Origin of the sequence: Pseudomonas fluorescens HK44 (assembly GCF_000217955.3) — a bacterium.
Taxonomy (GTDB): domain Bacteria; phylum Pseudomonadota; class Gammaproteobacteria; order Pseudomonadales; family Pseudomonadaceae; genus Aquipseudomonas; species Aquipseudomonas fluorescens_AQ.
This window is the reverse complement of sequence record NZ_AFOY02000004.1, coordinates 567,184-593,900: the sequence shown is the minus strand read 5'-3', so window position 1 is coordinate 593,900 and position 26,717 is coordinate 567,184. Positions and strand designations below refer to the sequence as shown.

The 26,717-nt window shown below is 59.4% G+C and carries 25 protein-coding genes and 2 pseudogenes; 14 read left to right on the top strand and 13 right to left on the bottom strand.

Translation table 11 applies throughout. From position 1 onward, the window contains the following. Positions 1-30: 30 nt before the first annotated feature. Together mnmH and selD are read right to left on the bottom strand one after the other, a co-directional pair. Positions 31-1,128 (bottom strand): tRNA 2-selenouridine(34) synthase MnmH, encoded by a 1,098-nt coding sequence (mnmH, locus tag HK44_RS04685; protein ID WP_019689611.1) that lies wholly within the window; start codon positions 1,126-1,128, stop codon positions 31-33. Continuing rightward, positions 1,128-2,162: a selenide, water dikinase SelD gene (gene selD / locus HK44_RS04680; protein WP_019689610.1), complete on the bottom strand. Its 1,035-nt coding sequence runs from the start codon at positions 2,160-2,162 to the stop codon at positions 1,128-1,130. Before selD ends, mnmH begins: the two co-directional genes overlap by 1 nt. Positions 2,163-2,238: 76 nt before the next feature. Here selD and HK44_RS04675 point away from each other — a divergent pair. Together HK44_RS04675 and HK44_RS04670 are read left to right on the top strand one after the other, a co-directional pair. Next, positions 2,239-2,466: pseudogene (locus tag HK44_RS04675) on the top strand (outer membrane protein OmpK); the annotation flags it as partial. Further along, positions 2,463-2,804: pseudogene (locus tag HK44_RS04670) on the top strand (purine nucleoside permease); the annotation flags it as partial. The pseudogenes HK44_RS04675 and HK44_RS04670, both read left to right, overlap by 4 nt. Before the next feature lie 139 nt (positions 2,805-2,943). On the opposite strand, the gene HK44_RS04665 reads toward HK44_RS04670, so the two are convergent. The 4 genes from HK44_RS04665 to HK44_RS04650 all read right to left on the bottom strand — a co-directional run bounded on the left by HK44_RS04665 (position 2,944) and on the right by HK44_RS04650 (position 5,270). Next, a complete protein-coding gene (locus HK44_RS04665; protein ID WP_019689608.1) occupies positions 2,944-3,900 on the bottom strand; it encodes a quinone oxidoreductase family protein in 957 nt (318 codons plus the stop codon). Positions 3,901-3,930: 30 nt separating this feature from the next. Continuing rightward, complete coding sequence (locus HK44_RS04660; RefSeq protein ID WP_019689607.1) at positions 3,931-4,104, bottom strand: DUF1427 family protein; 174 nt, start codon at positions 4,102-4,104, stop codon at positions 3,931-3,933. A gap of 93 nt (positions 4,105-4,197) precedes the next feature. Beyond that, positions 4,198-4,986 carry an AraC family transcriptional regulator gene (locus HK44_RS04655; protein ID WP_019689606.1) on the bottom strand — a complete coding sequence of 263 codons (789 nt, stop codon included), beginning with the start codon at positions 4,984-4,986 and terminating at the stop codon, positions 4,198-4,200. A 116-nt stretch (positions 4,987-5,102) separates the two neighbouring features. Continuing rightward, positions 5,103-5,270 (bottom strand): metallothionein, encoded by a 168-nt coding sequence (locus HK44_RS04650; RefSeq protein ID WP_019689605.1) that lies wholly within the window; start codon positions 5,268-5,270, stop codon positions 5,103-5,105. A gap of 414 nt (positions 5,271-5,684) precedes the next feature. Here HK44_RS04650 and HK44_RS04645 point away from each other — a divergent pair, with 414 nt between their 5' ends. Continuing rightward, positions 5,685-6,263 carry a hypothetical protein gene (locus HK44_RS04645; RefSeq protein WP_019689604.1) on the top strand — a complete coding sequence of 193 codons (579 nt, stop codon included), beginning with the start codon at positions 5,685-5,687 and terminating at the stop codon, positions 6,261-6,263. A gap of 9 nt (positions 6,264-6,272) precedes the next feature. On the opposite strand, the gene HK44_RS04640 is transcribed toward HK44_RS04645, so the two are convergent. The 3 genes from HK44_RS04640 to HK44_RS04630 all read right to left on the bottom strand — a co-directional run bounded on the left by HK44_RS04640 (position 6,273) and on the right by HK44_RS04630 (position 9,264). Next, positions 6,273-6,983, bottom strand: coding sequence for an alpha/beta hydrolase (locus tag HK44_RS04640; RefSeq protein WP_019689603.1), 711 nt, complete (start codon positions 6,981-6,983; stop codon positions 6,273-6,275). Between the two features lie 215 nt (positions 6,984-7,198). Then, positions 7,199-8,311, bottom strand: a complete 1,113-nt coding sequence (locus HK44_RS04635) for a succinylglutamate desuccinylase/aspartoacylase family protein (protein ID WP_019689602.1) — start codon at positions 8,309-8,311, stop codon at positions 7,199-7,201. A 173-nt stretch (positions 8,312-8,484) separates the two neighbouring features. Further along, positions 8,485-9,264 carry an ABC transporter substrate-binding protein gene (locus tag HK44_RS04630; RefSeq protein ID WP_019689601.1) on the bottom strand — a complete coding sequence of 260 codons (780 nt, stop codon included), beginning with the start codon at positions 9,262-9,264 and terminating at the stop codon, positions 8,485-8,487. Between the two features lie 279 nt (positions 9,265-9,543). Here HK44_RS04630 and HK44_RS04625 point away from each other — a divergent pair, with 279 nt between their 5' ends. Continuing rightward, positions 9,544-10,197, top strand: a complete 654-nt coding sequence (locus HK44_RS04625) for a type 1 glutamine amidotransferase (RefSeq protein ID WP_019689600.1) — start codon at positions 9,544-9,546, stop codon at positions 10,195-10,197. 167 nt (positions 10,198-10,364) lie between these two features. Here HK44_RS04625 and HK44_RS04620 read toward each other — a convergent pair whose 3' ends face one another. After that, positions 10,365-10,799, bottom strand: coding sequence for a rhodanese-like domain-containing protein (locus HK44_RS04620; protein WP_019689599.1), 435 nt, complete (start codon positions 10,797-10,799; stop codon positions 10,365-10,367). A gap of 101 nt (positions 10,800-10,900) precedes the next feature. On the opposite strand from HK44_RS04620, the gene ftrA reads away from it, so the two are divergent. Beyond that, complete coding sequence (gene ftrA / locus HK44_RS04615; RefSeq protein WP_019689598.1) at positions 10,901-11,878, top strand: transcriptional regulator FtrA; 978 nt, start codon at positions 10,901-10,903, stop codon at positions 11,876-11,878. Positions 11,879-11,950: 72 nt separating this feature from the next. On the opposite strand, the gene HK44_RS04610 is transcribed toward ftrA, so the two are convergent. Beyond that, positions 11,951-13,180 (bottom strand): acyl-CoA dehydrogenase, encoded by a 1,230-nt coding sequence (locus HK44_RS04610; RefSeq protein ID WP_019689597.1) that lies wholly within the window; start codon positions 13,178-13,180, stop codon positions 11,951-11,953. 176 nt (positions 13,181-13,356) lie between these two features. Here HK44_RS04610 and HK44_RS04605 point away from each other — a divergent pair, with 176 nt between their 5' ends. The 3 genes from HK44_RS04605 to HK44_RS04595 all read left to right on the top strand — a co-directional run bounded on the left by HK44_RS04605 (position 13,357) and on the right by HK44_RS04595 (position 15,755). Then, positions 13,357-14,292, top strand: a complete 936-nt coding sequence (locus tag HK44_RS04605; protein WP_019689596.1) for a LysR family transcriptional regulator — start codon at positions 13,357-13,359, stop codon at positions 14,290-14,292. Positions 14,293-14,376: 84 nt separating this feature from the next. After that, positions 14,377-14,775 (top strand): MerR family transcriptional regulator, encoded by a 399-nt coding sequence (locus HK44_RS04600; protein ID WP_019689595.1) that lies wholly within the window; start codon positions 14,377-14,379, stop codon positions 14,773-14,775. 80 nt (positions 14,776-14,855) lie between these two features. Next, positions 14,856-15,755, top strand: a complete 900-nt coding sequence (locus HK44_RS04595) for a hydroxymethylglutaryl-CoA lyase (RefSeq protein ID WP_019689594.1) — start codon at positions 14,856-14,858, stop codon at positions 15,753-15,755. A gap of 591 nt (positions 15,756-16,346) precedes the next feature. On the opposite strand, the gene HK44_RS04590 is transcribed toward HK44_RS04595, so the two are convergent. After that, positions 16,347-18,044, bottom strand: coding sequence for an AMP-binding protein (locus HK44_RS04590; protein WP_019689593.1), 1,698 nt, complete (start codon positions 18,042-18,044; stop codon positions 16,347-16,349). A gap of 250 nt (positions 18,045-18,294) precedes the next feature. On the opposite strand from HK44_RS04590, the gene HK44_RS04585 reads away from it, so the two are divergent. The 4 genes from HK44_RS04585 to HK44_RS04570 are packed head-to-tail and all read left to right on the top strand — an operon-like array spanning position 18,295 to position 23,855. Beyond that, positions 18,295-19,458: an isovaleryl-CoA dehydrogenase gene (locus HK44_RS04585; RefSeq protein WP_019689592.1), complete on the top strand. Its 1,164-nt coding sequence runs from the start codon at positions 18,295-18,297 to the stop codon at positions 19,456-19,458. 11 nt (positions 19,459-19,469) lie between these two features. Continuing rightward, positions 19,470-21,077, top strand: a complete 1,608-nt coding sequence (locus HK44_RS04580; RefSeq protein WP_019689591.1) for a carboxyl transferase domain-containing protein — start codon at positions 19,470-19,472, stop codon at positions 21,075-21,077. 13 nt (positions 21,078-21,090) lie between these two features. Beyond that, positions 21,091-21,906 (top strand): gamma-carboxygeranoyl-CoA hydratase, encoded by an 816-nt coding sequence (locus tag HK44_RS04575; RefSeq protein WP_019689590.1) that lies wholly within the window; start codon positions 21,091-21,093, stop codon positions 21,904-21,906. Next, positions 21,906-23,855, top strand: a complete 1,950-nt coding sequence (locus HK44_RS04570; RefSeq protein WP_019689589.1) for an acetyl/propionyl/methylcrotonyl-CoA carboxylase subunit alpha — start codon at positions 21,906-21,908, stop codon at positions 23,853-23,855. Before HK44_RS04575 ends, HK44_RS04570 begins: the two co-directional genes overlap by 1 nt. Positions 23,856-23,897: 42 nt before the next feature. Here the strand turns inward: HK44_RS04570 and HK44_RS04565 are convergent, their stop codons facing one another. Beyond that, positions 23,898-24,563: a LexA family protein gene (locus HK44_RS04565; protein ID WP_019689588.1), complete on the bottom strand. Its 666-nt coding sequence runs from the start codon at positions 24,561-24,563 to the stop codon at positions 23,898-23,900. Between the two features lie 129 nt (positions 24,564-24,692). Between HK44_RS04565 and HK44_RS04560 the strand changes: the two genes are divergently transcribed. Beyond that, a complete protein-coding gene (locus tag HK44_RS04560) occupies positions 24,693-25,034 on the top strand; it encodes a DUF6124 family protein (protein ID WP_019689587.1) in 342 nt (113 codons plus the stop codon). Positions 25,035-25,554: 520 nt separating this feature from the next. Next, entirely contained in the window at positions 25,555-26,706 is a 1,152-nt protein-coding gene (locus HK44_RS04555) for a M14 family metallopeptidase (RefSeq protein ID WP_019689586.1), read from the top strand. Positions 26,707-26,717 lie beyond the last annotated feature (11 nt).

Here is a 26,717-nt window from a genome sequence, read left to right as displayed (position 1 = left end):
CGCTGGTTAACCAGCGCCCGCGTCTCGATCTTAACGGTTACCGCGCTCACGCAAGTACTCAAGCACCGCAGCCTCCTCGCCCACAAACTCGATTCGGGCACCTTTCTTCTCGCGCTGGAAGGCATACATCGGGTCGTAATACTCGTTCAACAAGCCTTCGATCCAGCCACGGTGCAAGTCCACTGCACCGCTGCGTGCCTGCTCGGCCAACGCGGCCTCCATCAGATCGAACATCCGCTGATGACGCTCGCCACCCAGGCGCTTGCTGATGTTGTTGAGGCTTGCCAGCAAACGCTCGGAAAACTGTGCGACCCCCTCGTCGCCATGTACAGCGATGAATTCCGCGCAGAGGTTCACCACGTAATCGCGCAGAATCCGCTCGACCCGGTCCTGCAGGCTGTCTTCGAGCCAGACCATCGGAAACCGTTGCATGCCCTGATACAGCGGCAGCGGCAAGGCACAACTGCCAACCATACGGCTTTCATCTTCGAGCACGAATTGTTCAATGCCACGGGCACGCTTTTTCAGCACGTCCACCGCCAGGCGGTTCTCGAAGTCGATGTTAGCGGGCTGACCGGTCGCACGCTTGCCAAAGCTGGAACCACGATGATTGGCATAACCTTCAAGGTCCAGACCATTGCTCAAACGGGTGAGAACATCGGTTTTGCCGGTGCCGGTCATGCCGCCGAGCAAGACGAAGTCGCACTGCTCGACCGCCTGGTCGACCGTTTCCAGCAGGAAAGTCCGCATCGCCTTGTAGCCGCCACCGACACGAGGGTAGTCGATGCCTGCCTCGTCCTTGAGCCATTGCTGGACGATCTGCGAACGTAAACCGCCGCGAAAGCAATACAGGTAACCGTCGGGATTGGCCCGGGCAAAATCAGCCCAGGCCTGGATGCGCGCCGCCTTGATCTCGCCCGAGACCAACTGATGCCCGAGCACAATGGCGGCCTGCTGACCGTGCTGTTTGTAGCAAGTGCCGACCCGCTGGCGCTCATTGTCCGTCATCAGCGGCAGGTTGATCACCCCCGGGAACGAACCCTTGGTGAACTCGACTGGCGCGCGGACATCCATCATCGGCCGGTCGTTGAGGAAGATGTCGCGGTAATCAGTGAAATCGATAAGCATCAAATCACCTCTACCGCGTTGCTCTGTCGCTCAACCAGTTCACCGATCGGCGTCAGGTTCAGGCCCAGTTCAGCGGCAACAGCGAGAAACTGCCCGTTGCCCTCGGGTGTCACGGCAACCAGCAAACCACCGCTGGTCTGTGGATCGCACAGCACGCGCTTGTGCAGTTCCTGTATGCGTCCAACCTTATTGGCGTAGCTGTCGAAATTACGCAGAGTACCGCCCGGCACACAGCCTTGATCGAGGTAGTACTCGACGCCCGGCAGACGTGGCACGCGGTCGTAATCAATACGCGCGGTCACACCGCTGCCATCGGCCATTTCCACCAGATGCCCCAGCAATCCGAAACCGGTGACGTCGGTCATTGCCGTCACGCCGTCGAGCTTGCCGAAACGGCTACCGGGTTTGTTCAGTGTGCACATCCAGTCACGGGCCAGGCCGACGTCGCTGGCGCGCAGTTTGCCCTTCTTTTCGGCGGTGGTGAGGATGCCGATGCCCAAGGGTTTGGTGAGGTACAGCAAGCAACCGGCGGTAGCAGTGTCGTTGCGCTTCATGTGGCGCTTTTGCACCAGCCCGGTGACCGCCAGGCCGAAGATCGGCTCCGGCGCATCGATCGAATGCCCGCCGGCCAATGGGATACCCGCCTCATCGCAGATCGAACGGCCGCCGCGAATCACTTCCCGGGCAATCTCTGGCGCCAGCACGTTGACCGGCCAGCCAAGGATCGCGATCGCCATCAACGGATCGCCGCCCATCGCGTAGATATCGCTGATGGCATTGGTGGCGGCGATGCGACCGAAATCGAACGGATCATCGACAATCGGCATAAAGAAGTCGGTGGTCGACACCACGCCACGCTCATCGTCGATGGCATACACCGCCGCATCGTCGCGCGATGCATTACCCACCCAGAGTTTTGGGTCGAGATTCTGCGCGCCGCTACCGGCCAGAATCACCTCCAGCACCTGAGGTGAAATCTTGCAGCCACAACCTGCGCCGTGGCTGTACTGGGTCAGGCGAATCGGCTCGCTCATGGGGGCACCTCTGGAATTCAAGTTCAACAATTCTAACAGAGCACGACGCAAGCGCTGACAAAGCCTGCCCCGCTTTCGAGCAAACACGCTTTACAGTGGCCTGGGCACCGACATCGACACCCATTCGCGGATCAACCTGTCGGCCAACTTCTACAGGCGTTATCCGTGGGAGAACTACGGCGCCAGCAATGATTACTCGTAGGACGGTTATCGTGCCCAGCTGAAGTACATCGTGCCCATCGACCGCTTCAGCAATGGCGCGTTACTGACTTACATCGGCTTCACCAACTTCGACTTTGGGGCGGTAGAAGCCCCGATCGCGCCGAAGTCTGGACCCGTTTGTTAACGGCCAACCAAGGCGTTTACTGCACGACTCAGCAGGAAGACAGCTCGACGTATGAAGCGCTGCTGCGCGCCAGCCGTGAAGGCCTGGCGGATATCCAGCGCCTGGCGGTGGTGCGCGCCGGTTCCCACTTCGACCGTCCTTATCCGGGTTACAGCGAAGTCGACAACCTGCTCAAGTACACCGATCAGGGCGGTTTTGTGCCGGCCCTGGAAAACCTCTTCCGCGCCGGCAACCCGCTGGTGCAGGAGATTCTGAAAAACTGGTCGGCGTGGGAGAACGGTGTGCCTGAGGTGTAAATCTGCGTTGTCTTGGATGACATCGATCGCGGGCAAGCCACGCTCCCACAGGTATTGCGTAGATCTTGTGGGCGCGTGGCTTGCCCGCGATCGGCTGCGCAGCAGTCGCAAAAGCCACCAACACCGTTTTACTGGTTGATCAAGGCAACAAAATCACCTTGTCGCCGCTGCCCTGATTCACCTCGGCATAACGCTCAAGCCCCTCGGCCAGTGGCGACTCCACCAGCCCTTCCGGCAGTGGCAACAACCCGTCATCGAAGAACCGACCAAACTGCTCAAGCATCGCCGCGCAGGCTTCGACGCCGTACAACAACGAGTTGATCCCGACCACCGAACCGCCACGGCGATACAGCGCCAGCGCCGGCAGCTGTACCAGGCCGTCGACCGGTGCGGCGATGATTGCGATGCGGCCAAAGGTCGCCAACGCCGCTACCGCCGCTGGCAGCCAAAAACCGGTGGTGTCGAAAATCACGTCGGCACCGCCCGTGAAAATCGCATTGACCTGAGCGCTGAGCGCTTCCGGAGTTTCCAGTAGGATCGTGTTAAAGCCCTGGGCCTGCAAGGCCTTGACCTGCTCGGGACGTCGCGCCGCCGCTAACACCTGGGCACTGCGAATTTTTCCCAGCGCCAGCGCCGCGCTACCCACCGCGCCACCACCGATCACCAGTAATCGGGTTTGCGCGGTCACCAGGCTGCGTTCCAGCGCATCCCATGCCGTGGTGTATGGCACGCCAAGGCTGGCCGCCTGGGCAAAGCTCAAATGCGTCGGTTTGAGGGCGACGCCCTTGGCGGGCAGCTTCACGTATTGCGCATGGGAGCCATCGGCGAAAAAACCCAACTCGCGGCCCGTGCCCCAGACTTCCTGACCGATCAGCGCCTGCGGCCCTTCAATCACCACGCCGGCGAAGTCGCGGCCAGGAATCCGTGGCAGCGTGGTGTAGGGAAAACGTCCGAGCACGTTCTTCACGTCGCTGGGATTCAGGCCCGCAGCCTTGATCTGCACCAACACCTCGTTGGCGCCCGGAACCGGGGTCGGAACCTCAACGTAACGCAGGGCCGACAGATCACCGGTTTTATCGAATTGCAGTGCTTTCATGGGAATTTCCATCTGACAAATGAAGGGATTTCAGGAGATCCAGCCAGCGACCATCTGCCGCCCCATCGGCCACAGTTGTTCGCCGGCCAACATGCCCAGCAACCCCACCAACGCAATGGCCGGTGGCGCGGGCGAACGAAAATCCAGCGCGCCGTAGAGCAGGCCGACGCCAAGACCAATAGCCAGTGAAATGAGGTAGTTCATGCTGAACTCCGTGTAATTGGGGATACACAGAGTCTAGAGAATGGTCGCCAAAGCGATCGGCCAAGTACTTCAGGATTTCGGCCAAATGCCCTGCTACGGAGCTGAACTGAAATCGCCTTCGCGGGCGAATTGCGAGGGTGGAACACCCAGTTCGCGGCGAAACATGTCGCTGAAGCTGCTCGGCGAATAGCCCAGTTCACGGGCGATGGTGCTGACCGGCACGCCCTGGATCAGCTCGGCGACTGCGATCGCCAATTGCACCTGACGCCGCCACTCGGCAAAGCCCATGCCCAACCCATCCTTGAACAACCGCGCCAGGGTGCGCACGCTGGCGCCGGCATTTTCCGCATGCTGCTCAAAGGGGATGTCCAGCGACGGTGCGGCCATGACCGCCTGACAGAGATTGACCAGCCGCCGCTCGGCGTTGTCCGGCATGGGAATCTTCAACAGCGAACGTTTCGCCCGTTTCAGCTCCAGCAAGGCCAACCTCACCAGCGCCTCGTAGTAATCCGCCGGCCCACTGTCACCCTGCGCCACCAACCCGAGAATCAACTCGCGCAGTAAACCGCCGACCTCGATCACCTGAACGCTGCTGTCCAGCGTCGCGGCCAACGCGGGGCGCAGGTAGATATTGCGCATCTGCAGGTCCGAGACCACACGAATCCCGTGCACCACCCCCGGTGGCAACCAGACCGCGCGTTGCGGCGGCACGACCAATGCTTCAGCGGGTGTCTCGACCCACATCACCCCGCTCATCGCATACAGCAACTGACCCCAGACATGCTCGTGCGGCTCTATATACAAACCACGCGGATAGGTGCGCGCCAACGGCTGCACCGGCACATCGGTGTCGCTGAGATCAGGCGGAGCGGCAAGGGCCATGGGCGGGATCGTGAAAAAGGGAGAAGGCCTCATGGTAACGAGGCACCGCGATTGCCGCCAGTTGACACACCCGCTCAACGTGGAGCACAAACGGCTCCACGTTCAGGCAGAAGTTTTCAGCCGTGAGCCCCCTTGGCGCATTGGCAACCCGCCGAGGTGCAGGCTTCGCCGTGTTCATGATGCTTGGCGCAACCCTCGCAGCAATAATGTTTACCGTGGCGGACGATAGAGTGCTCACCCAGTTTACAGTTGCAGTTGGGGCAGGCGCAGGTCGTTGCTTTCATCTAACTGACTCCATGCGTGTGGTCGTCCAGAGGCGGCACCAGTGCCGCGCCTGAAGCAATGACCGCACATTGAAAACCGGTTCCGATGACGTGACAGGCGGCCCTCGCTCACCCTTTAGGGTAGACGATGCACTCGCGACCATGACCGGCGATTGCGATCTGCGTGCCCAAGCCTGAAATGGCGTAACAAAACACGGGGCTAACGCCTGAAGTGACGATCGGGGCAACCAACCCGCAGCCACGCTAGCCGGCGAACGCCCAACTGATCGTGCCGGACGAGGATCTTCGCCCCCATGCTCGCGGCTCACATGACCTCACGTCGCCTCTCGTGCCCTGATTCGAGATCGCGCTGGAGTGACCAAGGTTGGCCGTGGGATGATCGCCGCCACTGCGCGATCACCCCGGAGAGTTTGCATGTCGTTGAGTAAGAAAGCCGTTGTCCTGATCCTGGCAGCGGTCACCAGTTTCGCTGCCGTGAGCGTTTATGCTGCCAAGCAACCGGCCGCGAAAACCGCACCCGCGCAAAAAATCTCGGCGCTGGGCGGGAAGTTCGCTTTCACCTTGCCCCAGGGCTTTATCGCCAACCCACTGCCTGGTGGTGATGCCGCCAAGGGCACCGCTGGCGCAACGGGCACCATGTACACCAATCAGGCGAGCAAAACCGTACTGATCATTGCTGAAAATACCTTGCCCAATGGCCTGAACGTCAAAGACAACGACGCTGCGTTTCTGGACGAGTCAGTGTCCGGTTTCGCCACTCAGCAACGCGAAGCCTTGCCAGACTTCAACAAGCAAAGCGAGAAAAGTCTGACCGTCAAAGGCCTGGGCCTGCGCCAGATCGACAGCACCGCCACCCAGGGCGGCGGTCTGACGCTCGACACCAGCCTGCTGGCCGGCTCTGGCACGCGCATGATGCTGATCCAGATCATCTCCCGCGCCGACGACAAGGCCGGGCATGCGGCACTGGTCAAACAGATCCTTGGCGATAAATAAGCCTTCAGGCTACTGATTGACCCGCAGCAACCAGGCGTTCAAATCACGCATTTCGGTCGCACTGATGGTGTGGCCGATGCCCGGATAGGCATGAAATTCAGGCGTGAGCGCAATGCTCTGCAACAGGCTGTTAGCCTCGCTGCCGTCGCTGTAGGGCAGTTTCAGATCGGCCGTCCCGTGACCGATGAAAATCGCCAACGGCTCAAGCGCCTTGTCAGCCTTGAGCTGCGACCTCAACACTGGCAAAACCTTGCCGCTCAACGCCGCAATCCCGCGCACCGTCTCGGGATGACGCAAGGCAACTTCATACGACATGATCGCGCCCTGGCTGAACCCCACCAGAAACACCTTGTCGGTCTCGGTGTGATACTTCTTCGCCGCCTGTGCCACGAAATCGACAATCAGCGCGCTGCTGCTATTCAGGTCATCGGTATCACCGTCATAAGCGCCTTCGCCCTTCTTGCGAAACCACTGATAACTGTCCGCCTCCACCGCCTGCGGCGCCCGCACCGACAGGTACGTGTACTGCGTCGGCAGCTCATCCTTGATGTCGAACAGGTCCTCTTCGTTACTGCCAGAACCATGGAGAAAGATCACCAACGGCTGATGGCGCGAGTCAGGGTTGGAATGCTCAAGGTACGGCAACGGCAAGTCATCGTTGAGCGCCGCATGGGCAACGGAAGACACCATCAACATCAACACAGCAAAAAAACGGAACATGGACCTTCCCTCGAATACGGCAAATTCGCGCCAGAGCCTAACACCTCAGATTTGGGCGCCATCATAGCGCCCGATTGAAGTGTCCAAAATCATTAGGCCAGTTCAGGCTCGCTCCCACAGTGGATTGGTGTACATCTGCGGGAGATGGGCCGGCTGTCAGGCTGACATCGTGAGCAAGCTCGGCTCCCACAGGAGATGAGGCGGCCAGACCAGACTCAATCGTTGACCAGTTTCCCAACCCGAATCGCTTCCCGCCCCGCCACCTTCGCCTGCCAGATTCCCGGCTGCGTATACCGCCCGCGATCCAGCGCAAACAACACCCCGCTGGTCCCGGCACACACCACCGTCACCCGATCACTCAACGGATCGACCACCTCAAACAACGCATCGCCCTTCTCGACCCACTCCCCCGCCTCACGCAGAAAACTCACCACCCCGTGATGCGGGGCAAACAGATACTCCGTCCCCTCGAGCGGCATCCCCTCACAGCACTCGCCCGGCGCTTGCGGCCACTGCCCGGCAATAAAACCCTGCTCTGCCAGAAACCCGAGAATCGCCTCGCAATTGGCTTGAGCCTGATCAACCCGTGTGTCGCCCATGCTCCCCAGCTCCAGCGTCGTCGCCAGGTTGGCTGGCGGAATCGCCGCCTCTGGAAATGCCTTGGCCAACCGCAACCACGGCGACGAACAGGACTCATCGAACGAACTGCCACCGGAGTCTTCGCACAACAACGCCACACCGGCCTTCAACCGCGCCGCCAGAGACTGCCACCGCGGCCAGTGTTGCGGCAGCGCATAAAGATGGATAGCCGCCTCGAAATCGCAATGCAGATCCAGGGTGATCTCAGCCTCACAGGCATGCCGCAGCAGCAACCGGTGCAGGGCTTCCAGCTGTGAAACCGGGGCCGGCAACCGGTCGAGGACCTGACCCATTGTCTGACGGATCAATGCGATGTTGGTCTCGGCGTCGTTGCCCAACTGCGAACCGATCAACTCCCCCACCGGGCCGCTGAGTTCGTAGAACGCCCGGTTGAAATTCTTCCCGCTGCCCAGCTCGAAACGGCCCATGTGGGCACTTTGCAGATGCTGGTCCAGGCCGATCGGGTTGGCCACCGGCACCAGTTCGATAACGCCGTTGAGCTGGCCCTGGGCTTCGAGTGCGGTGAGACGCTTCTTCAGCTCCCAGGCCGTGCGCATGCCCGGCAGTTCATCGGCGTGCAGGCTGGCCTGAATGTAGACCTTGCGCGAACCCGCGCCAAAACGAAACACACTGAGGCTACGCTCGGTACCGAGGTGGCTCCAGGGCAGTTGATGGTCGATACGTTGCATGGCAGGCTCCTGTGTTGAGCTTCGTAAGAGCTGCCGACGGCTGCGATGTATTGATCTGAAAAGATCGCAGCCTGTGGCAACACCTACAGAAATGTGTCAGTCAGAGTAAATCGAAAATTGAATAAAAAAGGTGGCCACCGCGTCAACGATAGCCACCTTTTTGAACGGTGAAATTACTTGCCGTAAACGTCGAACTTGAAGTACTTGTCCTGCACTTGCTTGTACTTGCCGTTGGCGCGGATTTCGTTGATGGCGGTGTTGAATTTGTCCGCCAGCTCTTTATCGCCTTTGCGCACGGCAATACCGGCACCACCGCCGAAGTACTTGGCGTCTTCGTATTCCGGGCCAACGAACGCGAAGCCTTTGCCGGCGTCGGTTTTCAGGAAGCCGTCGTCGAGGTTGACCGAGTCAGCCAGCATCGCGTCGAGGCGGCCGGAGGTCATGTCCAGGTTGGCTTCCTGCTGGGAGCCGTAGCGCACCAGGTTAATCCCGGCCGGCACCAGCACTTCAGTGGCGAAGCGGTCGTGGGTACTGGCGCGCAGCACACCGACTTTCTTGCCCTTGAGTTCGGTCAGCGGGTCCTTGATGGCGCTACCTTCCTTCATCACGAAACGTGCCGGGGTGTGGTAGTACTTGATCGTGAAGTCGACGTTCTTCATGCGGTCGTCGGTGATGGTCATGGACGACAGGATCGCGTCGATTTTCTTGACCTTGAGTGCCGGGATCAGGCCGTCGAATTCTTGCTCGACCCAGGTACATTTGACCTTCATCTGCTCACACAGCGCATCGCCGATGTCCACGTCAAAGCCGCTGAGTTTGCCTTCAGGTGTCTTGAACGAGAACGGTGGGTAGCCGGCTTCGATCCCCAGACGGATCGGTTTGGCATCTTCGGCTACGGCCGACAGGGACAATACGGACAGTGCCAGAGCACCGAACATCACTAGCTTCTTCATTTATAACTCCTGTGTGCGGAGACTCTTATTGGCAGCATTCGATTAGTAGCTTGTGGCTGGTAAAAATCGAAGTGGCCGGCAGTCTAGAGTTGCACTCAGGATGCAAATTGTGTTGATGCGACAAATAGTTATAAAAAATAAGCCAAGGTGTTTCCCGCAGTAATAGCCTGCGCCAACGCGGTGCAACAGCCTTCAGAAACGCCTGGCTTTCAGTCAAGATGCCGCACGTTCCGACGGAAAAAACCGACCATCCCCCCTCCGCCACCAGAGAGCCACGCCATGCCCGAGCAATCGACCTCGTTGAACCTGATCCAGCATCACCCCGCCGAAGGGCCGGGCGCTATCGATGACTGGGCCGAGTCCCGCGGGCTGACGCTGAAGGTGTTTCGCGCGGACCTTGGCCAGCTCCCGCCCGCAGGCGCTGCGCCGGTGATCATTCTGGGCGGGCCTTACGAGGCCAGCGCAGGTCCGCAGTGGCTGGCAGAAGAGCGTAAGTGGCTGGCGGCAAGCATCGCACAGGGTGCACCGGTGTTCGCCATTTGCCTGGGCGCGCAATTGCTGGCCCTGAGCCTGGGCGGAAATGTGCGGCGGATGGCCCGGACCGAAACCGGCTGGACCACGGTTACGTTCGCCGATGGGCGCGCACTGAACGTATTGGAATGGCATGAGGATGCAATTGATCTGCCGCCAGACGCCCGCTTGCTGGCCAGCAGCGTCCAGTGTGAGCAGCAGATGTACGCCGTCAGCTCGACCCGCGTGGGATTGCAGTTTCATCCGGAATGGAACGCCGAGTCGGTCGCACTGCTCAACGCCCACTTCGGCGAAGAATCCCCGCTGCCCCGCGATCAGAACGACAACGCCGCTTACCGCCTGGTGTTCGACTGGTTGCAGGCGACGCTGGATGAGTGGCACGCAGCCACGCCCAGGGCCTAGCAATCCCCCCTGTGGCGAGGGAGCTTGCTCCCGCTCGGCTGCGAAGCAGTCGTAAACCTGTCAGTGCGTTCTCTCGGGATAAACGCATCAACTTTATTGCGACCGCTTCGCGATCGAGCGGGAGCAAGCTCCCTCGCCACAAGAGCTGACTCGACCACGTGTCGTGATCAGCACTCGCAACCGATTGCCGCACTGGCCGGCCGTTCAACCGCGCGGCTCAGTTCAAAGCCTTCATCCAGCCATCCGGTTACTCCGCCGATCATTTCCTTGACCGGGTATTCCAGCGCCGCGAGCTTCACCGCAGCCTTGTTCGCGCCGTTGCAGTGCGGACCGGCGCAATACACCACGAACAGCGTGTTTTTCGGGTAAGCCGCCAGTACCTCGGCGCTGATCAAGCGCCCAGGAATGTTGATCGCACCCGGCACATGACCGCGCTCGAAAGCCAGTGACCCCCGCACATCCACCAAAACGAAGTCCACATCACCGGCCTGTTGGCTGCCAAAGACGTCGGAACAGTCGGTTTCAAAGGTCAGGCGATTGCTGAAATGCATCAGGGCAACGGCGGATGGGGCGGCAGGAATGTCGCGAACCAGACTGGTCATGGGGTGCTCTCCAAAGCGTGTGTAGGCGTGAGAGGACTGTATCCAACTCGCCGATACCACTACAGTGGCGCACAAGACACTCACTGGGAATTTTCCGCCAAATGCACACCGAACCCGGATTAGTTGCGATTCTGGCCTACGACGGTCTCTGCACCTTCGAGTTCGGGATTGCCGTGGAGATCTTCGGGCTGGCGCGGCCGGAGTTCAACTTTGCCTGGTACCAACACCGGATCGTCGGCGTCGATCAGGGACCGATGCACGCCATGGGCGGCATTCAGGTTTTGGCCGACGGAGGCATGGAGCTGCTGGACACCGCACGAACCATCATCATTCCCGGCTGGCGCAGCCGCAGTGAGCCGGTGCCGCAAGCGCTACTTTGCGCTTTGCGCCAAGCCCACGCCCGAGGTGCGCGGCTGCTGTCGATCTGTTCCGGGGTGTTTGTACTCGCGGCCACGGGGTTGCTCGACGGGCTGAGCGCGACGACTCACTGGCGTTATACCGAGGAACTGGCCGAGCGCTTCCCTAACATTCTGGTCGACCCCGACGTGCTGTACGTCGACGCGGGCCAGGTGATTACCTCCGCCGGCAGCGCCGCCGGCATTGACGCGTGCCTGCACCTGGTGGCGCGGGACTTCGGCACCCAGGTCGCCAACTCGGTGGCACGCCGCTTGGTCATGTCGCCGCAACGTACCGGCGGCCAGGCGCAGTTCATTCCCGCCCCCGTCAGCCGCACACCCCGCAGCGATTTGTCACTCGTCATGCAATGGGCCCGCGAACGCCTGCATGAACCGCTGGGCGTACGCGAACTGGCGAGCCAGGCGGCCATGAGCGAGCGAACGTTTTTACGGCGATTCAGCGAAGCCACCGGTGCCTCACCCAAATCCTGGCTGCAACAACAACGACTGGCACGCGCCCGGGAACTGCTGGAAAGCAGCGCCCACAACACCGAGTCCATCGCGCTGCAATGTGGTTACCGTTCGGTGGAGAGTTTCCGCGTGGCGTTCCGCAGCGTGGTCGGGCTGCCGCCGTCGGTGTATCGGGAGCGGTTTGGCCGCGAGGTGAAAGCGCTGTCGATGTGAGGGATGATTGCCAATGCACTCACCCGTAAACGCAGCAGCACTGTGTTTACGGGTGAGGTACAGCGCCGGGACTTAGTGCCCGCTGTGCAGCATTTCATTCGGCACGTATTTGCCGATTTCAAACTTGCCGATCGCTGCGCGATGCACTTCGTCGGGGCCGTCGGCCAGACGCAACGTACGTTGCATGGCGTACATGTAGGCCAGCGGGAAATCGTTGGAGACACCCGCGCCACCGTGGATCTGAATCGCCCGGTCGATGACCTTCAAGGCCACGTTCGGCGCCACCACCTTGATCTGGGCGATTTCGCTTTTCGCCACTTTGTTGCCCACGGTGTCCATCATGTAGGCGGCTTTGAGAGTCAGCAGCCGCGCCATGTCGATTTCCATCCGCGAGTCAGCGATCTTGTCGATATTGCCGCCCAAGCGTGCCAGCGGTTTGCCGAAGGCGGTGCGGTTGATCGAGCGCTTGCACATCAATTCCAGTGCCCGCTCCGCCATGCCGATCGAGCGCATGCAGTGGTGAATCCGGCCTGGGCCAAGGCGCCCCTGGGCGATTTCAAATCCACGACCCTCACCCAGCAGCACGTTCTCATAAGGTACGCGGACGTTCTCGAACAGCACTTCAGCGTGACCGTGAGGCGCGTCGTCGTAACCGAACACGGGCAGCGGACGAACAATCTTCACGCCAGGAGCATCCACCGGCACCAGGATCATCGAGTGCTGCTGGTGACGCGGTGCGTCTGGATTGCTCAGGCCCATGAAAATCAGGATTTTGCAGCGTGGATCGCATGCGCCGGAGGTCCACCACTTCTTGCCGTTGATCACCCACTCGTCACCATCACGCACCGCACGGGCAGCCATGTTGGTGGCGTCGGAGGACGCCACGTCCGGCTCGGTCATGGCGAACGCCGAACGGATCTCGCCGCGCAGCAGCGGCTCCAGCCAGCGTTGCTTTTGCTCTTCATTGGCGTAGCGCACCAACACTTCCATGTTGCCGGTGTCCGGCGCCGAACAGTTGAACGGCTCAGGCCCGAGCAAGGAGCGGCCCATGATTTCCGCCAATGGCGCGTATTCCAGGTTGGTCAGACCGGCGCCCAGTTCGGACTCCGGCAAAAACAGGTTCCACAAGCCTTCAGCCTTGGCCTTGTTTTTCAGCTCCTCCATGATCGCCGTCGGCTGCCAGCGATCGCCTTCGGCGACCTGGCGTTCGAACACCGCTTCGGCTGGATAAACGTAAGCATCCATGAACGCAGTCACGCGTTCACGCAGTTCCTGGACCTTGGGGGAATAGGCGAAATCCATGGGCAGCTACCTTTTTTGACGAGGTGTTGAAGACGTTGTTGAGGTCATGAATCGATGCTAGATCAGCGCTGATAATTTACCTAGCCTATTCTCGGCGTGTATTAACATTCATCACCGATATATGATCGACTGATCGAGCCCTCCTGCCCCTATAACAAGAGCCAGAGCAAAACGCCATGAATCTAAGCAAGGTCGACCTCAACCTTTTCATTGTCTTTGACGCGATCTACACTGAAGCCAACCTGACCCGCGCCGGGCAGATTGTCGGCATTACCCAGCCTGCGGTGTCGAACGCTCTGGCCCGTCTGCGCGAGACCTTCAACGACCCGTTATTCGTGCGTACCGCGCAGGGCATGGTGCCTACGCCCATGGCGCAGAACATCATCGGCCCGGTACGCAACGCGCTGTCGCTGCTGCGCGTATCGGTGCAGGAAAGCCGGATTTTCAACCCGTTGCAGGCGGTCAAGACCTACCGCATCAGCATGACCGACCTCACCGAGGCAGTGATCCTGCCGCCGCTGTTCCAGCGCCTGCGGCGTCTGGCGCCGACGGTGATCATCGAGAGTTTTCTGTCCAAACGCCGCGAGACCACCAAGGAACTCGCCGCTGGCCGCCTGGACTTTGCCGTCGATGCACCGCTCAACACCGACCCGCAAGTGCGCCACGTCAAGTTGATGGAAGACCGTTATGTGTGCGCCATGCGCAAGGGTCATCCGATGGCGAGCAAGGAAAAATTCAGCCTCGACGACTACTTGTCACTGACCCATATACACATTTCCAGCCGCCGCAGCGGCCTGGGTCATGTCGACCTGGCCTTGGGCAAAATGGGCATCCAGCGCAAGATCGCCCTGCGCTCGCAGCATTACCTGATGGCCTCCCAGGTGTTGCAGCAAACCGACATGGTGATGACCGTGCCCGAGCGTTTTGCCCGGCGTCATGACCTGCACGCCTTCTATCTGCCGGTCAATGATGTGCCGCCGGTGGAGACCCACCTCTACTGGCATGAAAGCACCGACCAGGACCCGGCCAACCGCTGGATGCGCGAGCAGATGATCGAGTTGTGCCAGCAAGTGACGGCGCATGAGAAGAAGCTCGACAAGCAATTGGCTTGAGGAAGGTTAAAAGATCGCAGGCTGCTTGACGTTCACGTCAACCTGACATTAGCTTAGCGCCATGACCTTCTTGCGAGTGCGCCCATGAGCAGCCAGACCTACAGCATTTCCGACCTCGCACGCGAGCTCGACATCACCACCCGCGCCATCCGCTTTTACGAAGAGCAAGGCCTGCTCAGCCCCGAGCGTCGCGGCCAGGAACGTATCTACTCGCCACGGGACAAGGTCAGCCTGAAGCTGATCCTGCGTGGCAAGCGCATCGGTTTTTCCCTGGCCGAATGCCGCGAACTGATCGAACTCTACGACCCCACCAGCGGCAATCAGAAACAGCTGCACAGCATGCTGGCGAAAATCACCGAACGCCGTGAACAGCTTGAGCAGCAACTGCTGGACATCGAGCAGATGAAACTGGAACTCGACACCGCCGAAGAACGCTGTGTCCAGGCGCTGGAACAGACGATCAAGAACCAGCAGACGGTTTAGCAAGTCTACGCAATCCACTGTGGGAGCGAGCTCCCACAAGGTTCTCTGAACATTCAAACAATCACAACAGGTCCATTGCCATGTCCCTCCCCACCCACGTACGCCTGATCGAAGTCGGTCCACGCGATGGCTTGCAGAACGAAGCACAACCTATCAGCGTTGCGGACAAGGTGCAGTTGGTCGATGCACTCAGCGCCGCCGGCCTTGGCTATATAGAAGTCGGCAGTTTCGTATCGCCCAAATGGGTACCGCAAATGGCCGGCTCGGCCGAGGTGTTCGCGCAGATCCAACGCAAGCCCGGGGTAACCTACGGCGCACTGGCGCCGAACCTGCGCGGGTTCGAAGACGCGATTGCCGCCGGAGTCAAGGAAGTCGCGGTATTCGCTGCCGCGTCCGAAGCCTTCTCGCAACGCAACATCAATTGCTCGATCAGCGAAAGCCTGGCGCGCTTCGTGCCGATCATGGACGCCGCCCGGCAACACGGGGTCAGCGTGCGCGGTTACGTGTCCTGTGTACTCGGCTGCCCTTACGAGGGGGACGTGGCGCCTGAGCAAGTCGCCATGGTTGCACGCGAGCTGTACGCCATGGGCTGTTACGAAGTCTCCCTCGGCGACACCATCGGCACCGGCACAGCTGGCGCGACACGCAAGATGTTCGACGTGGTTTCAGCCGACGTGCCGCGGGACAAACTGGCCGGGCATTTCCACGACACCTACGGTCAGGCCATGGCCAACATCTACGCCAGCCTGCTGGAAGGGATCGCGGTGTTCGACAGTTCCATCGCCGGCCTGGGCGGCTGCCCATACGCCAAGGGCGCCAGCGGTAACGTTGCCACCGAAGATGTGCTGTACCTGCTCAATGGGCTCGGCATCGAGACCGGCGTCGACCTGGAAAAACTGATTCTGGCCGGCCAGCAGATCTGCAACGTCCTCGGCCGCCCCACCGGTTCACGCGTGGCCAAAGCCCGTAGCGCGAAGTGATGTGTCGGGGGTGTTACCGCCTCCTCAACAAAACGAGTAACACGGAAACAACCTGACTGAATTTTTATGAACGATTTGTCCTGCAAAAATTCTAAGTTATTGTTTTTAAATGATTTTAAAAAGTTGGCATGGCTTCTGCTATCTCTATGGCATAACAAGAATAAAAAGCAGCAAACCTAATAAAAATAAGACGTAACGACTCTGACATAACAAAAACAACACGGCAGAGACGCAGCTAACAGATTTTTTTGGAGAAGGTGTGCTTTTCAGGGTGCTGCTTGCAGTAACCCGCAACCGGGCAGAGAACAATAAAACTACCTTCAGGTAGCTCCCGAACTGGTTGGATCGCTTGGCGAAAAAGCAGATCAGCGCTCAAAAAAATACGTTTGCTCTTGACCCCGGATGGGGGTCGCCCAAAACAGCGGTAAAGGGTCACGGTTGCCAAAAACAACAACAGACCGCCCCTTAATAATAAAAAAAGAGCAGGCAACGACAAATTAAAGGGGAGCTTCGGCTCCCCTTTGTGCTGTCTGGCGTTCAGGTTTTGGCCGCGCCTCCTGTGGGAGCGAGCTTGCTCCCACAGGATTGTCGTTAGCGTTTATTGGCTTTCAGCTCTTCGATACTGATCTCGCGCATCCGGAATTTCTGGATCTTGCCGGTCACGGTCATCGGAAATTCCTCGACGAACTTGAAGTAACGCGGTGTCTTGAAGTGCGCGATGCGCTCCTTGCACCAGGTTTGCAGCGCCTGCTCGCTCACGCTATGGCCCGGATGGAACTTGATCCAGGCAACGATCTCCTCACCGTACTTCTCGCATGGAATGCCGATGATCTGCACATCAGCTACCGCCGGATGGGTGAAGAAAAACTCTTCCAGCTCTCGCGGGTAAATATTCTCGCCACCGCGAATGATCATGTCCTTGTTGCGCCCAGCGATGCGGACGTAACCCTCTTCGTTCATGGTCGCCAGATCGCCGGTGTGCATCCAGCCGGCCTGATCGATCGCCTCAGCCGTGCCTTGCGGGTTGTTCCAGTAACCGAGCATCACGCTGTAACCGCGGGTGCACAGCTCACCAATGGTCCCACGGGGCACTAGATTGCCCGCCTCATCGATGATTTTGCTTTCCAGCTGCGGCTGGGTGCGGCCGACCGTGGTGACGCGCAGTTCCAGGTCGTCTGACGGACCGGTCTGTAACGATACCGGACTGGTTTCCGTCATACCGTAGGCAATCTGCACTTCGCTCATGTGCATCTCGCTGATGACCCGGCGCATGACTTCAATCGGGCACGTTGCCCCGGCCATGATCCCGGTACGCAGCGTCGACAGGTCGAACTCTGCACGGCGCGGTTGATCGAGCAGGGCGATGAACATGGTCGGCACACCGTACAACGCAGTGGCTTTCTCTTGCGCAACAGTGGTCAACGTCAGCAACGGGTCGAAAGCGTCGTTGGGGTAAATCATGGTGCTGCCATGAGTAACGCAACCCAAATTGCCCATGACCATACCGAAGCAGTGATACAGCGGCACCGGGATCACCAGGCGATCATTGGCGGTCAACCCGAGGCTTTCGCCAACCATGTAACCGTTGTTGAGGATGTTGTAGTGACTGAGGGTCGCGCCCTTGGGGAAACCCGTGGTGCCCGAGGTGTATTGAATGTTCACTGCCTGGTCGAAATGCAGGCTGTTTTGCCGTGCCTTGAGCTGTTCAACCGGCACCCCGGCGCCAAGATCCGCCAGTTGCGACCACGGCAAAAAGCCTGATGGCGGTTGCGCGTCGAGGCTGATCACGCCGCGTAAATCCGGCAGGCGCTCAGAGTGCAAACGACCAATGGATTGCTCGGCCAGTTCCGGTGCCAGGCCTTGCAGCATGGCGTGGTAATCGGACGTCTTGAATGAACCGGCACACACCAGCCATTGGCAGCCGGACTGCTTCAGCACGTACTCAAGTTCGGAACTGCGATAGGCCGGATTGATGTTGACCAGAATCACTCCAATCTTCGCGCTGGCAAACTGGCTGATGCACCACTGCGCACAGTTTGGCGCCCAGATGCCGAGACGGTCCCCCGTCTGTAAACCCAGCGCCAGTAATGCTCTGGCGTGTAAATCGACCGCCTCGGCCAATTGCGCCCAGCTGTAGCGAAGTTGCTGATGACGTACCACCAATGCGTCACCCTGGGGGTATTTCGCGACGGTGTTATCAAACGCTTGGCCAATGGTCATCGCCAGCAAGGCTTTGTCCTGTGAACCACGGCTGTAGCTGTGCTGTGGGGGAGCACTGTGTTGATCCATGACGACCCCTATTGTCTTTTTTAGTGGGTGAGACGGTTGAACCTTTACCAGTGACAGGCTTAGCTGTTCCTACGCAAACGGTTCGTTTTTCAACCTCGAAACTGCCTCTACTCTCGCTCAAGTTGACGTTAACGTAAAGTGTGATTGACAGCCATTCGTCACAGGCTTACGTTAACGTAAAGGTGACAGTCGATTCGGCGCGCTGTGCAGGCCGATTCTCCATTTATAAAAACAAGCTTGAAGGTGCCCCATGAGCTATCCGACCCTGAACTTCGCCCTCGGCGAAACCATCGACATGCTGCGTGACCAGGTCCGCTCCTTTGTCAGCAAAGAGATCGCCCCGCGCGCAGCACAGATCGATATCGATAACCTGTTCCCGGCTGACTTGTGGCGTAAATTCGGCGACATGGGGTTGCTGGGGATTACCGTTCCAGAAGAATACGGCGGCGCCGGCCTGGGCTATCTGGCGCACGTGGTGGCCATGGAAGAAATCAGCCGTGGCTCGGCCTCCGTCGCCCTTTCCTACGGCGCGCATTCCAATCTCTGCGTCAACCAGATCAACCGCAACGGCACCCACGAACAGAAAGCCAACTATCTGCCAAAGCTGATCAGCGGCGAGCACATCGGCGCCCTCGCCATGAGCGAACCGAACGCCGGCTCCGACGTGGTTTCGATGAAACTGCGCGCCGACAAACGTGGCGACCACTATGTGCTCAACGGCAGCAAAACCTGGATCACCAACGGCCCGGACGCCAACACTTACGTGATCTACGCCAAGACCGACCTGGATAAAGGCCCGCATGGGATCACCGCATTTATCGTCGAACGCGACTGGAAAGGTTTCAGCCGCAGCAACAAATTCGACAAGCTCGGCATGCGCGGTTCGAACACCTGCGAGCTGTTCTTCGATGACGTTGAAGTCCCGGAAGAAAACATCCTGGGCGTGCTCAACGGTGGCGTGAAAGTGCTGATGAGCGGCCTCGACTATGAGCGCGTGGTGCTCTCCGGCGGGCCAACCGGGATCATGCAGGCCTGCATGGACCTTATCGTCCCGTACATCCACGACCGTAAACAGTTCGGCCAAAGCATCGGCGAATTCCAGCTGATCCAGGGCAAGGTCGCCGACATGTACACCCAACTCAATGCCAGCCGCGCCTACCTGTATACGGTGGCCCAAGCTTGCGAGCGCGGCGAAACCACCCGCAAGGACGCTGCCGGCGTGATCCTCTACAGCGCCGAACGCGCCACGCAAATGGCCCTCGACGCGATCCAGATTCTGGGCGGCAACGGCTACATCAACGAATTCCCGGCAGGCCGCTTGCTGCGTGACGCCAAGCTGTATGAAATCGGCGCGGGCACCAGCGAGATCCGTCGCATGCTGATCGGCCGCGAACTCTTCAACGAAACCCGCTAACGGAGCTGTCCATGGCAATCCTGCACACCCAGCTCAACCCCCGTTCGGCGGAGTTCGCGGCCAACAGCGCGGCGATGCTTGCACAAGTCGACGCGCTGCACACCCTGCTCGCCCAGGTCCAGCAAGGCGGCGGTGCCAAAGCCCAGGAACGGCATACCTCACGCGGTAAACTGCTGCCCCGTGAGCGGATCAATCGCCTGCTCGACCCTGGTTCGCCCTTTCTGGAAATCAGCCAACTGGCCGCTTACGAGGTCTATGGCGAAGATGTCCCCGCCGCCGGAGTGATCGCCGGCATCGGCCGGGTCGAAGGCGTAGAGTGCATGATCGTCGCCAACGACGCGACCGTGAAAGGCGGCTCGTACTACCCGCTGACGGTGAAAAAACACCTGCGCGCCCAGACCATCGCCCAACAGAATCGCCTGCCGTGCATCTACCTGGTGGACTCCGGCGGCGCCAACCTGCCGCGTCAGGATGAAGTGTTCCCTGACCGTGAGCACTTCGGACGGATCTTCTTCAACCAGGCCAACATGAGCGCCATGGGCATCCCGCAGATCGCTGTGGTCATGGGCTCCTGCACTGCCGGTGGCGCCTATGTGCCGGCCATGGCCGATGAAGCGATCATGGTCCGTCAGCAGGCGACGATTTTCCTTGCCGGCCCACCGCTGGTGAAAGCTGCGACCGGTGAAGTGGTCAGTGCCGAAGACCTGGGCGGTGCCGATGTGCACTGCAAGATTTCCGGTGTCGCCGACCACTATGCCGACAGCGACGAACACGCGTTGGCGCTAGCTCGGCGCAGCGTTGCCAATCTCAACTGGCGCAAGCTTGGGGAGTTGCAGCAACGCACGCCGATCGCCCCGCTGTTTGCCGCCGATGAGTTGTACGGCGTAGTGCCGGCCGACGCCAAGCAGCCGTTCGATGTGCGTGAAGTCATCGCACGCCTGGTCGACGGCTCAGTGTTTGATGAGTTCAAAGCGCTGTTTGGTACGACGCTGGTCTGTGGTTTCGCGCACCTGCACGGCTACCCGATCGCAATTCTCGCCAACAACGGCATCCTTTTCGCCGAAGCCGCGCAGAAAGGCGCGCACTTCATCGAACTGGCCTGCCAGCGCGGGATTCCCTTGCTGTTCCTGCAGAACATCACCGGGTTCATGGTCGGTCAGAAATACGAAGCCGGCGGCATTGCCAAGCACGGCGCAAAACTGGTAACCGCCGTGGCCTGCGCCAAGGTGCCGAAATTCACCGTGATCATCGGCGGCAGCTTTGGGGCCGGCAACTATGGCATGTGTGGACGGGCCTACGATCCACGGTTCCTGTGGATGTGGCCAAACGCGCGAATCGGCGTGATGGGCGCCGAGCAAGCTGCGGGCGTGCTGGTGCAGGTCAAGCGCGAACAGGCGGAACGCAGCGGTCATCCTTTCTCCGACGCTCAAGAAGCCGAGATCAAACAACCGATTCTCGATCAGTACGAAGAACAGGGCCACCCCTACTACTCCAGCGCCCGGTTGTGGGACGACGGCGTCATTGACCCGGCGCAAACCCGCGACGTACTGGCCCTGGCCTTGTCCGCATCGCTGAATGCACCTATCGAACCGAGCCGCTTCGGCGTGTTCCGGATGTGATCTGGAGAAAACCATGAGCGACTTCAATACCCTGGAACTGCTGACCGACCCGCGTGGTTTCGCCACGCTGTGGCTGAGTCGCGAGGCGAAAAACAACGCCTTCAACGCCGAAATGATCCGCGAACTGATCCTCGCGCTGGACAAGGTCCAGAGCAACCCGAGCCTGCGTTTTCTGCTGGTGCGCGGGCGTGGCAAGCATTTCAGCGCTGGCGCCGACCTGGCCTGGATGCAGCAATCGGCCGAACTCGATTACCACACCAACCTTGACGATGCCCGCGAGCTGGCTGAGTTGATGTACAACCTGGCCAAGCTGAAAATCCCGACGCTGGCGGTAGTCCAGGGTGCGGCCTATGGCGGCGCATTGGGCTTGATCAGTTGCTGTGACATGGCGATTGGTGCCGATGACGCGCAATTCTGCCTGTCGGAAGTGCGCATCGGCCTGGCGCCGGCGGTGATCAGCCCTTTCGTTGTGCAAGCCATCGGCGAACGGGCCGCACGCCGTTATGCACTGACTGCTGAACGTTTCAGTGGTCAACGTGCTCAAGAAATCGGCCTGCTCAGCGAAAGCTATCCGGCCAGCGAACTGGAGTCGCAGGTCGAACAGTGGATCAACAATCTGTTGCTCAACAGCCCACACGCCATGCGCTCAAGCAAAGAGCTGCTGCGTGAAGTCGGCAACGGTGCCCTGAACCCGGCGTTGCGCCGCTACTGTGAAAACGCGATCGCCCGCATTCGCGTCAGCCCCGAAGGTCAGGAAGGCTTGCGAGCGTTCCTGCAGAAACGTCCGCCAAGTTGGCAGCCCGAATCCACTACCAAGGAGCTGCGTTGATGAGCGCCCCTGTTCTCACCACCTTGCTGGTGGCCAACCGTGGCGAAATTGCCTGCCGAGTGATGCGCACCGCCAAGGCGCTGGGCCTGACCACCGTGGCCGTGCACAGCGCCACCGATCGTGATGCGCGGCACAGTCGCGAAGCCGATATCCGCGTCGATCTGGGTGGCAGCAAAGCGGCTGACAGCTACCTGCAAATCGACAAACTGCTCGCTGCCGCCAAGGCCAGCGGCGCTCAGGCGATTCACCCGGGTTATGGCTTTCTCTCGGAGAACGCCGGATTCGCGCGTGCAATTGAAGCCGCCGGTTTGATTTTCCTCGGCCCACCCGCTTCGGCCATTGACGCCATGGGCAGCAAATCCGCTGCCAAAGCCTTGATGGAAACCGCAGGCGTACCGTTGGTGCCGGGTTATCACGGTGAGGCCCAGAACCTGGAAACCTTCCGCGATGCCGCCGAGCGCATCGGCTATCCGGTGCTGCTCAAGGCGACTGCCGGCGGTGGCGGTAAAGGCATGAAAGTGGTCGAGGACGTCAGCCAACTGGCCGAAGCCCTGGCCTCGGCGCAGCGTGAAGCCCAATCTTCGTTTGGCGATTCGCGGATGCTGGTGGAAAAATACCTGCTCAAACCACGGCATGTGGAAATCCAGGTCTTTGCTGATCAGCATGGTAACTGCCTGTACCTCAACGAACGTGATTGCTCGATTCAACGTCGTCACCAGAAGGTCGTCGAAGAGGCGCCGGCGCCCGGCCTGAGCGCGGAACTGCGCAAAGCCATGGGTGAAGCGGCAGTCCGCGCGGCGCAAGCGATCGGTTACGTCGGCGCAGGCACCGTGGAGTTTCTGCTGGATTCACGCGGTGAGTTCTTCTTCATGGAGATGAACACACGCCTGCAGGTCGAGCACCCGGTCACGGAAGCCATCACCGGTCTCGACCTGGTGGCGTGGCAGATTCGCGTCGCCCAAGGCGAGCCGCTGCCCATGACTCAGGCACAGGTGCCGTTGCTCGGCCATGCAATTGAAGTGCGTTTGTATGCCGAAGACCCAAGCAATGACTTCTTGCCGGCCACCGGACACCTGACGCTGTACCGCGAGCCAGCCGCGGGGCCGGGTCGGCGCGTCGACAGCGGTGTCGAGGAAGGCGACAGCATTTCGCCGTTCTATGATCCGATGCTCGGCAAGCTCATCGCCTGGGGCGAGGACCGCGAACAGGCACGTCTGAGGCTGCTGAGCATGCTTGACGAGTTCGCCATTGGCGGGCTGAAGACCAATATCAGTTTTCTGCGCCGAATCATCGGACACCCGGCCTTCGCAGCGGCTGAGCTCGACACCGGATTCATCCCACGTTATCAGGAACAATTGCTGCCAGCGCCAAACGAACTCAGCGACGAATTCTGGCAAGTCGCTGCTCAAGCCTTTGCGCAAAACCAGGCACACCACGTACGCGCTGATGACCCGGGTTCGCCATGGGCCGTTGGCAGCGGTTTCCGTGCCGGGTTGCCGGCAGAAACCACGCTGCACTTGAGCTGCGAAGACCAGGACCGGGCAATCACCCTGGCACCGGCCGGCACCCGTAACGCCGAGCTCAACGGTGAGCAATTGCTGGTCGAGCATCACGGCGTGCGCCGCCAGCATCGCGCCATCCGTCATGGTGAAACCCTGTACCTGCAATGGGAAGGTGAGCTGCGCGGCATCAAGTCTTACGACCCTATCGCCGCGGTGGAAGCCAGCCATAGTCATCAGGGCGGCCTGACCGCGCCAATGAATGGCAGCATCGTTCGTGTATTGGTAGCGCCAGGGCAGGCGGTCGAAGCCGGTGCGCAACTGGTGGTGCTGGAAGCCATGAAAATGGAACACAGCATTCGTGCGCCCCATGCAGGCGTGGTCAAAGCCTTGTATTGCCAGGAAGGCGAGATGGTCAACGAAGGCAGCGCGCTGGTAGAGCTGGAATAATCGCGGTCTGATGACAGGTCCTACGCCGTAGGACCTGTCTGACTAGAACTTGGCAGTTGCCTGCACCACTACACCAATAATTTGGCACTCATCGGTAAACAGGGCTTTCGGGTAAGTCGGGTTCAGCGGCACGAGATACCGTTGACCGCCCTCTTCGATCAACTTGCGGAACGTCGCTTCGGCGCTGTCCGACCATTGCGCGATCACCAGTTTGCCGGGCACGGCTTCAACCGCCGGGTCGACCAGAATCAGCATGTCTTGCGCAATACTGATACCGCTCGGTGCGGTCATCGCATCGCCGACCACGACCAGCCAGAACGCCGGGCCTTGGGCGTGATAATCCGATAACTCGTGACGTCCCTTGGCATAAGCAGCCGGCGCAGCCTCTCGCACCTCACTGAGACCATGCCAGTCACTGACCGGGTAGCGGAAGTACGGGTTGTACTTTTGCGCCAGCGACACTTCGTAATCGCCCTCTTGCGGCTCGTCATTCGCAAGCTCGGGTTCCCTGATCACCAGGGCGACTTCGAGAAACCCCAGTCCCAATTCCCGAAGCACCCGGTTCATATCCTCGAGGCTGGGCTGGCGACGCTTGTTCAGCCAATGGCCGACGCCGCCCTGAGACATTGCGAGACGCTCTGCGAGCTTTTCCTGAGTGATTTTGAGTTCACTCATCTTGGCCTTGACCAACTCAATCCATTTATCCATGGGCGGAACAATACTTCGTGTAGTCGGACCCTCAACACACACATTGTAGTATTTAATTTCTGGTCATAAATACATATTGTACTAGTATTCGGATTATTCAATCGCCCCACCCACGGAGCATTACCCACCATGGACATCACCCGCAAAGACACGGCCGAACAAGAAATCGACACGAACTTCACCTCGCTCAAAGGCTGTGCAGCAGCCCAACGCGCCCTGGATTATTACTTGAAACCAACTGTTTCAGAATTCGAAGTCGCAGAACGATTCTTCGATGTAAACCGTAACATCAGCAGCGAAGAAGCTCTGGTCCACGCATCGGACTTGCTGCGCTGTGCGGCCGCGACCGCTTACGAGTCAGCAGACAACCTGCATGGCGCAAGCCGCGATCTGGCATTTTCAGTGGTACACATGATCGACATGGCCAAGGCCATGGTGGACAGGTCTTTGGACGGTGACCAGAAAGATTGAACAGGAAAAAACGATTAGATAACGCTGCGATTTGAGTCAACCCGCAGACGTTTGGGGACGCCACAGGAAAATTTTCCAATGAGGCGGGTGAAAACATTTGACTTGCAAATGATAATGATTATTATTGCATGCAGCTGGTCGCGAGATCAGTCGATAGACCAAGAGACCTTAGGTCGGACTCCTGGAATATCTCCTCATCAGGCTAATCACGGTTTTTGACCCGGCTTTTTGCCGGGTCTTTTTTTGCCAGTTATTCTGGCTATGGCTTCAGGCTAATGAAGTCGGGTGCTGCTGAATTCGATGGCGCGGATGATATCAAAAGAACATCTTTTTGCAATAAACCGCTCAAGCACGGGCTTGAGGCCGCCAAAAGCAGCACTTGAGAATAAATCTCATAAACACTAAGCTGCGGCTGCGTCAAGGACGACGCCCCCTGTTTATCCCCTCCGCAAATTGCCCTCGGTTTTCACCCCCTAGCGTGTAAAGTAACAGCCATAAAAATCATACTCAGGAATAGATTATGACCGTGGCTCACCGCTCCTTTGAGATCACCGCCAACTTCGACAGCGGCAACATCGAGGTGCTGGACCTCAGCAATCCGTTACAGGCCTTGCTGGCCATCAAACCCGATACCCGCAGTCAGCATTTCCAGTGGTTTCACTTCAAGGCCAGTGGTCTGCACGTCGGCCAGGAACATTGGTTTCGACTGAACAACGCCAGTAAATCCTCCTATCACAAGGCATGGGACGGTTACCAGGCGGTGGCCTCGTATGACCACGTCAACTGGTTCCGTGTGCCGACGATATTTGAAGGCGACTGCCTGCGCTTCAGCCTCGAAGCCACCGAGACTCACGCCTGGTTCGCCTACTTTGAACCGTACAGCCGCGGACGCCACGATTGGCTGATCGACCAAGCGTTGAGCAAGGCTGGCACCGAACTGCTGGCCACCGGCAAAAGCGTCGAAGGTCGTGATATTCAATTGTTGCGCAAAGGCAGCGGCGCCGAGGGCCAGCGCAAGGTCTGGATCATCGCCCAGCAGCATCCCGGCGAACACATGGCCGAGTGGTTCATGGAGGGTGTCATCGAACGTCTGCAACAGCACAATGATCCTGAGTTGAACAAACTGCTGGCCAGTGCCGATTTGTACCTGGTGCCGAACATGAACCCGGACGGCGCCTTCCATGGTCACTTGCGGACCAACGCGATGGGCAAAGACCTCAACCGCGCCTGGCAGAGCGCAAGCCAGGACACCAGCCCGGAAGTACTTTTCGCTCAACAGCAAATGGAAAAGTACGGCGTCGACCTGTTCCTCGATATCCATGGCGATGAAGAAATCCCCTACGTCTTCACTGCTGGCTGCGAAGGCAACCCGGGCTACACGCCGCGAATCGCAGAGCTCGAAGAGCACTTTCGCAGTCATTTGAAACGCTTGACCCGCGACTTCCAGACCACCCACGGCTACACCCGCGACCTCCCCGGCAAGGCCAACATGACCCTGGCCTGCAACAGCGTTGGCGAGAAATTCGATTGCCTGTCGTTGACGCTGGAAATGCCATTCAAGGACAACAACGACGCACCGAATGCACTCACCGGCTGGTCGGGCAAGCGTTCGATGCAGTTGGGCAAGGATGTGTTGTCGACGATTGCAGAGATGGTCGGCACCCTGCGTTGATGCCTCAAAAT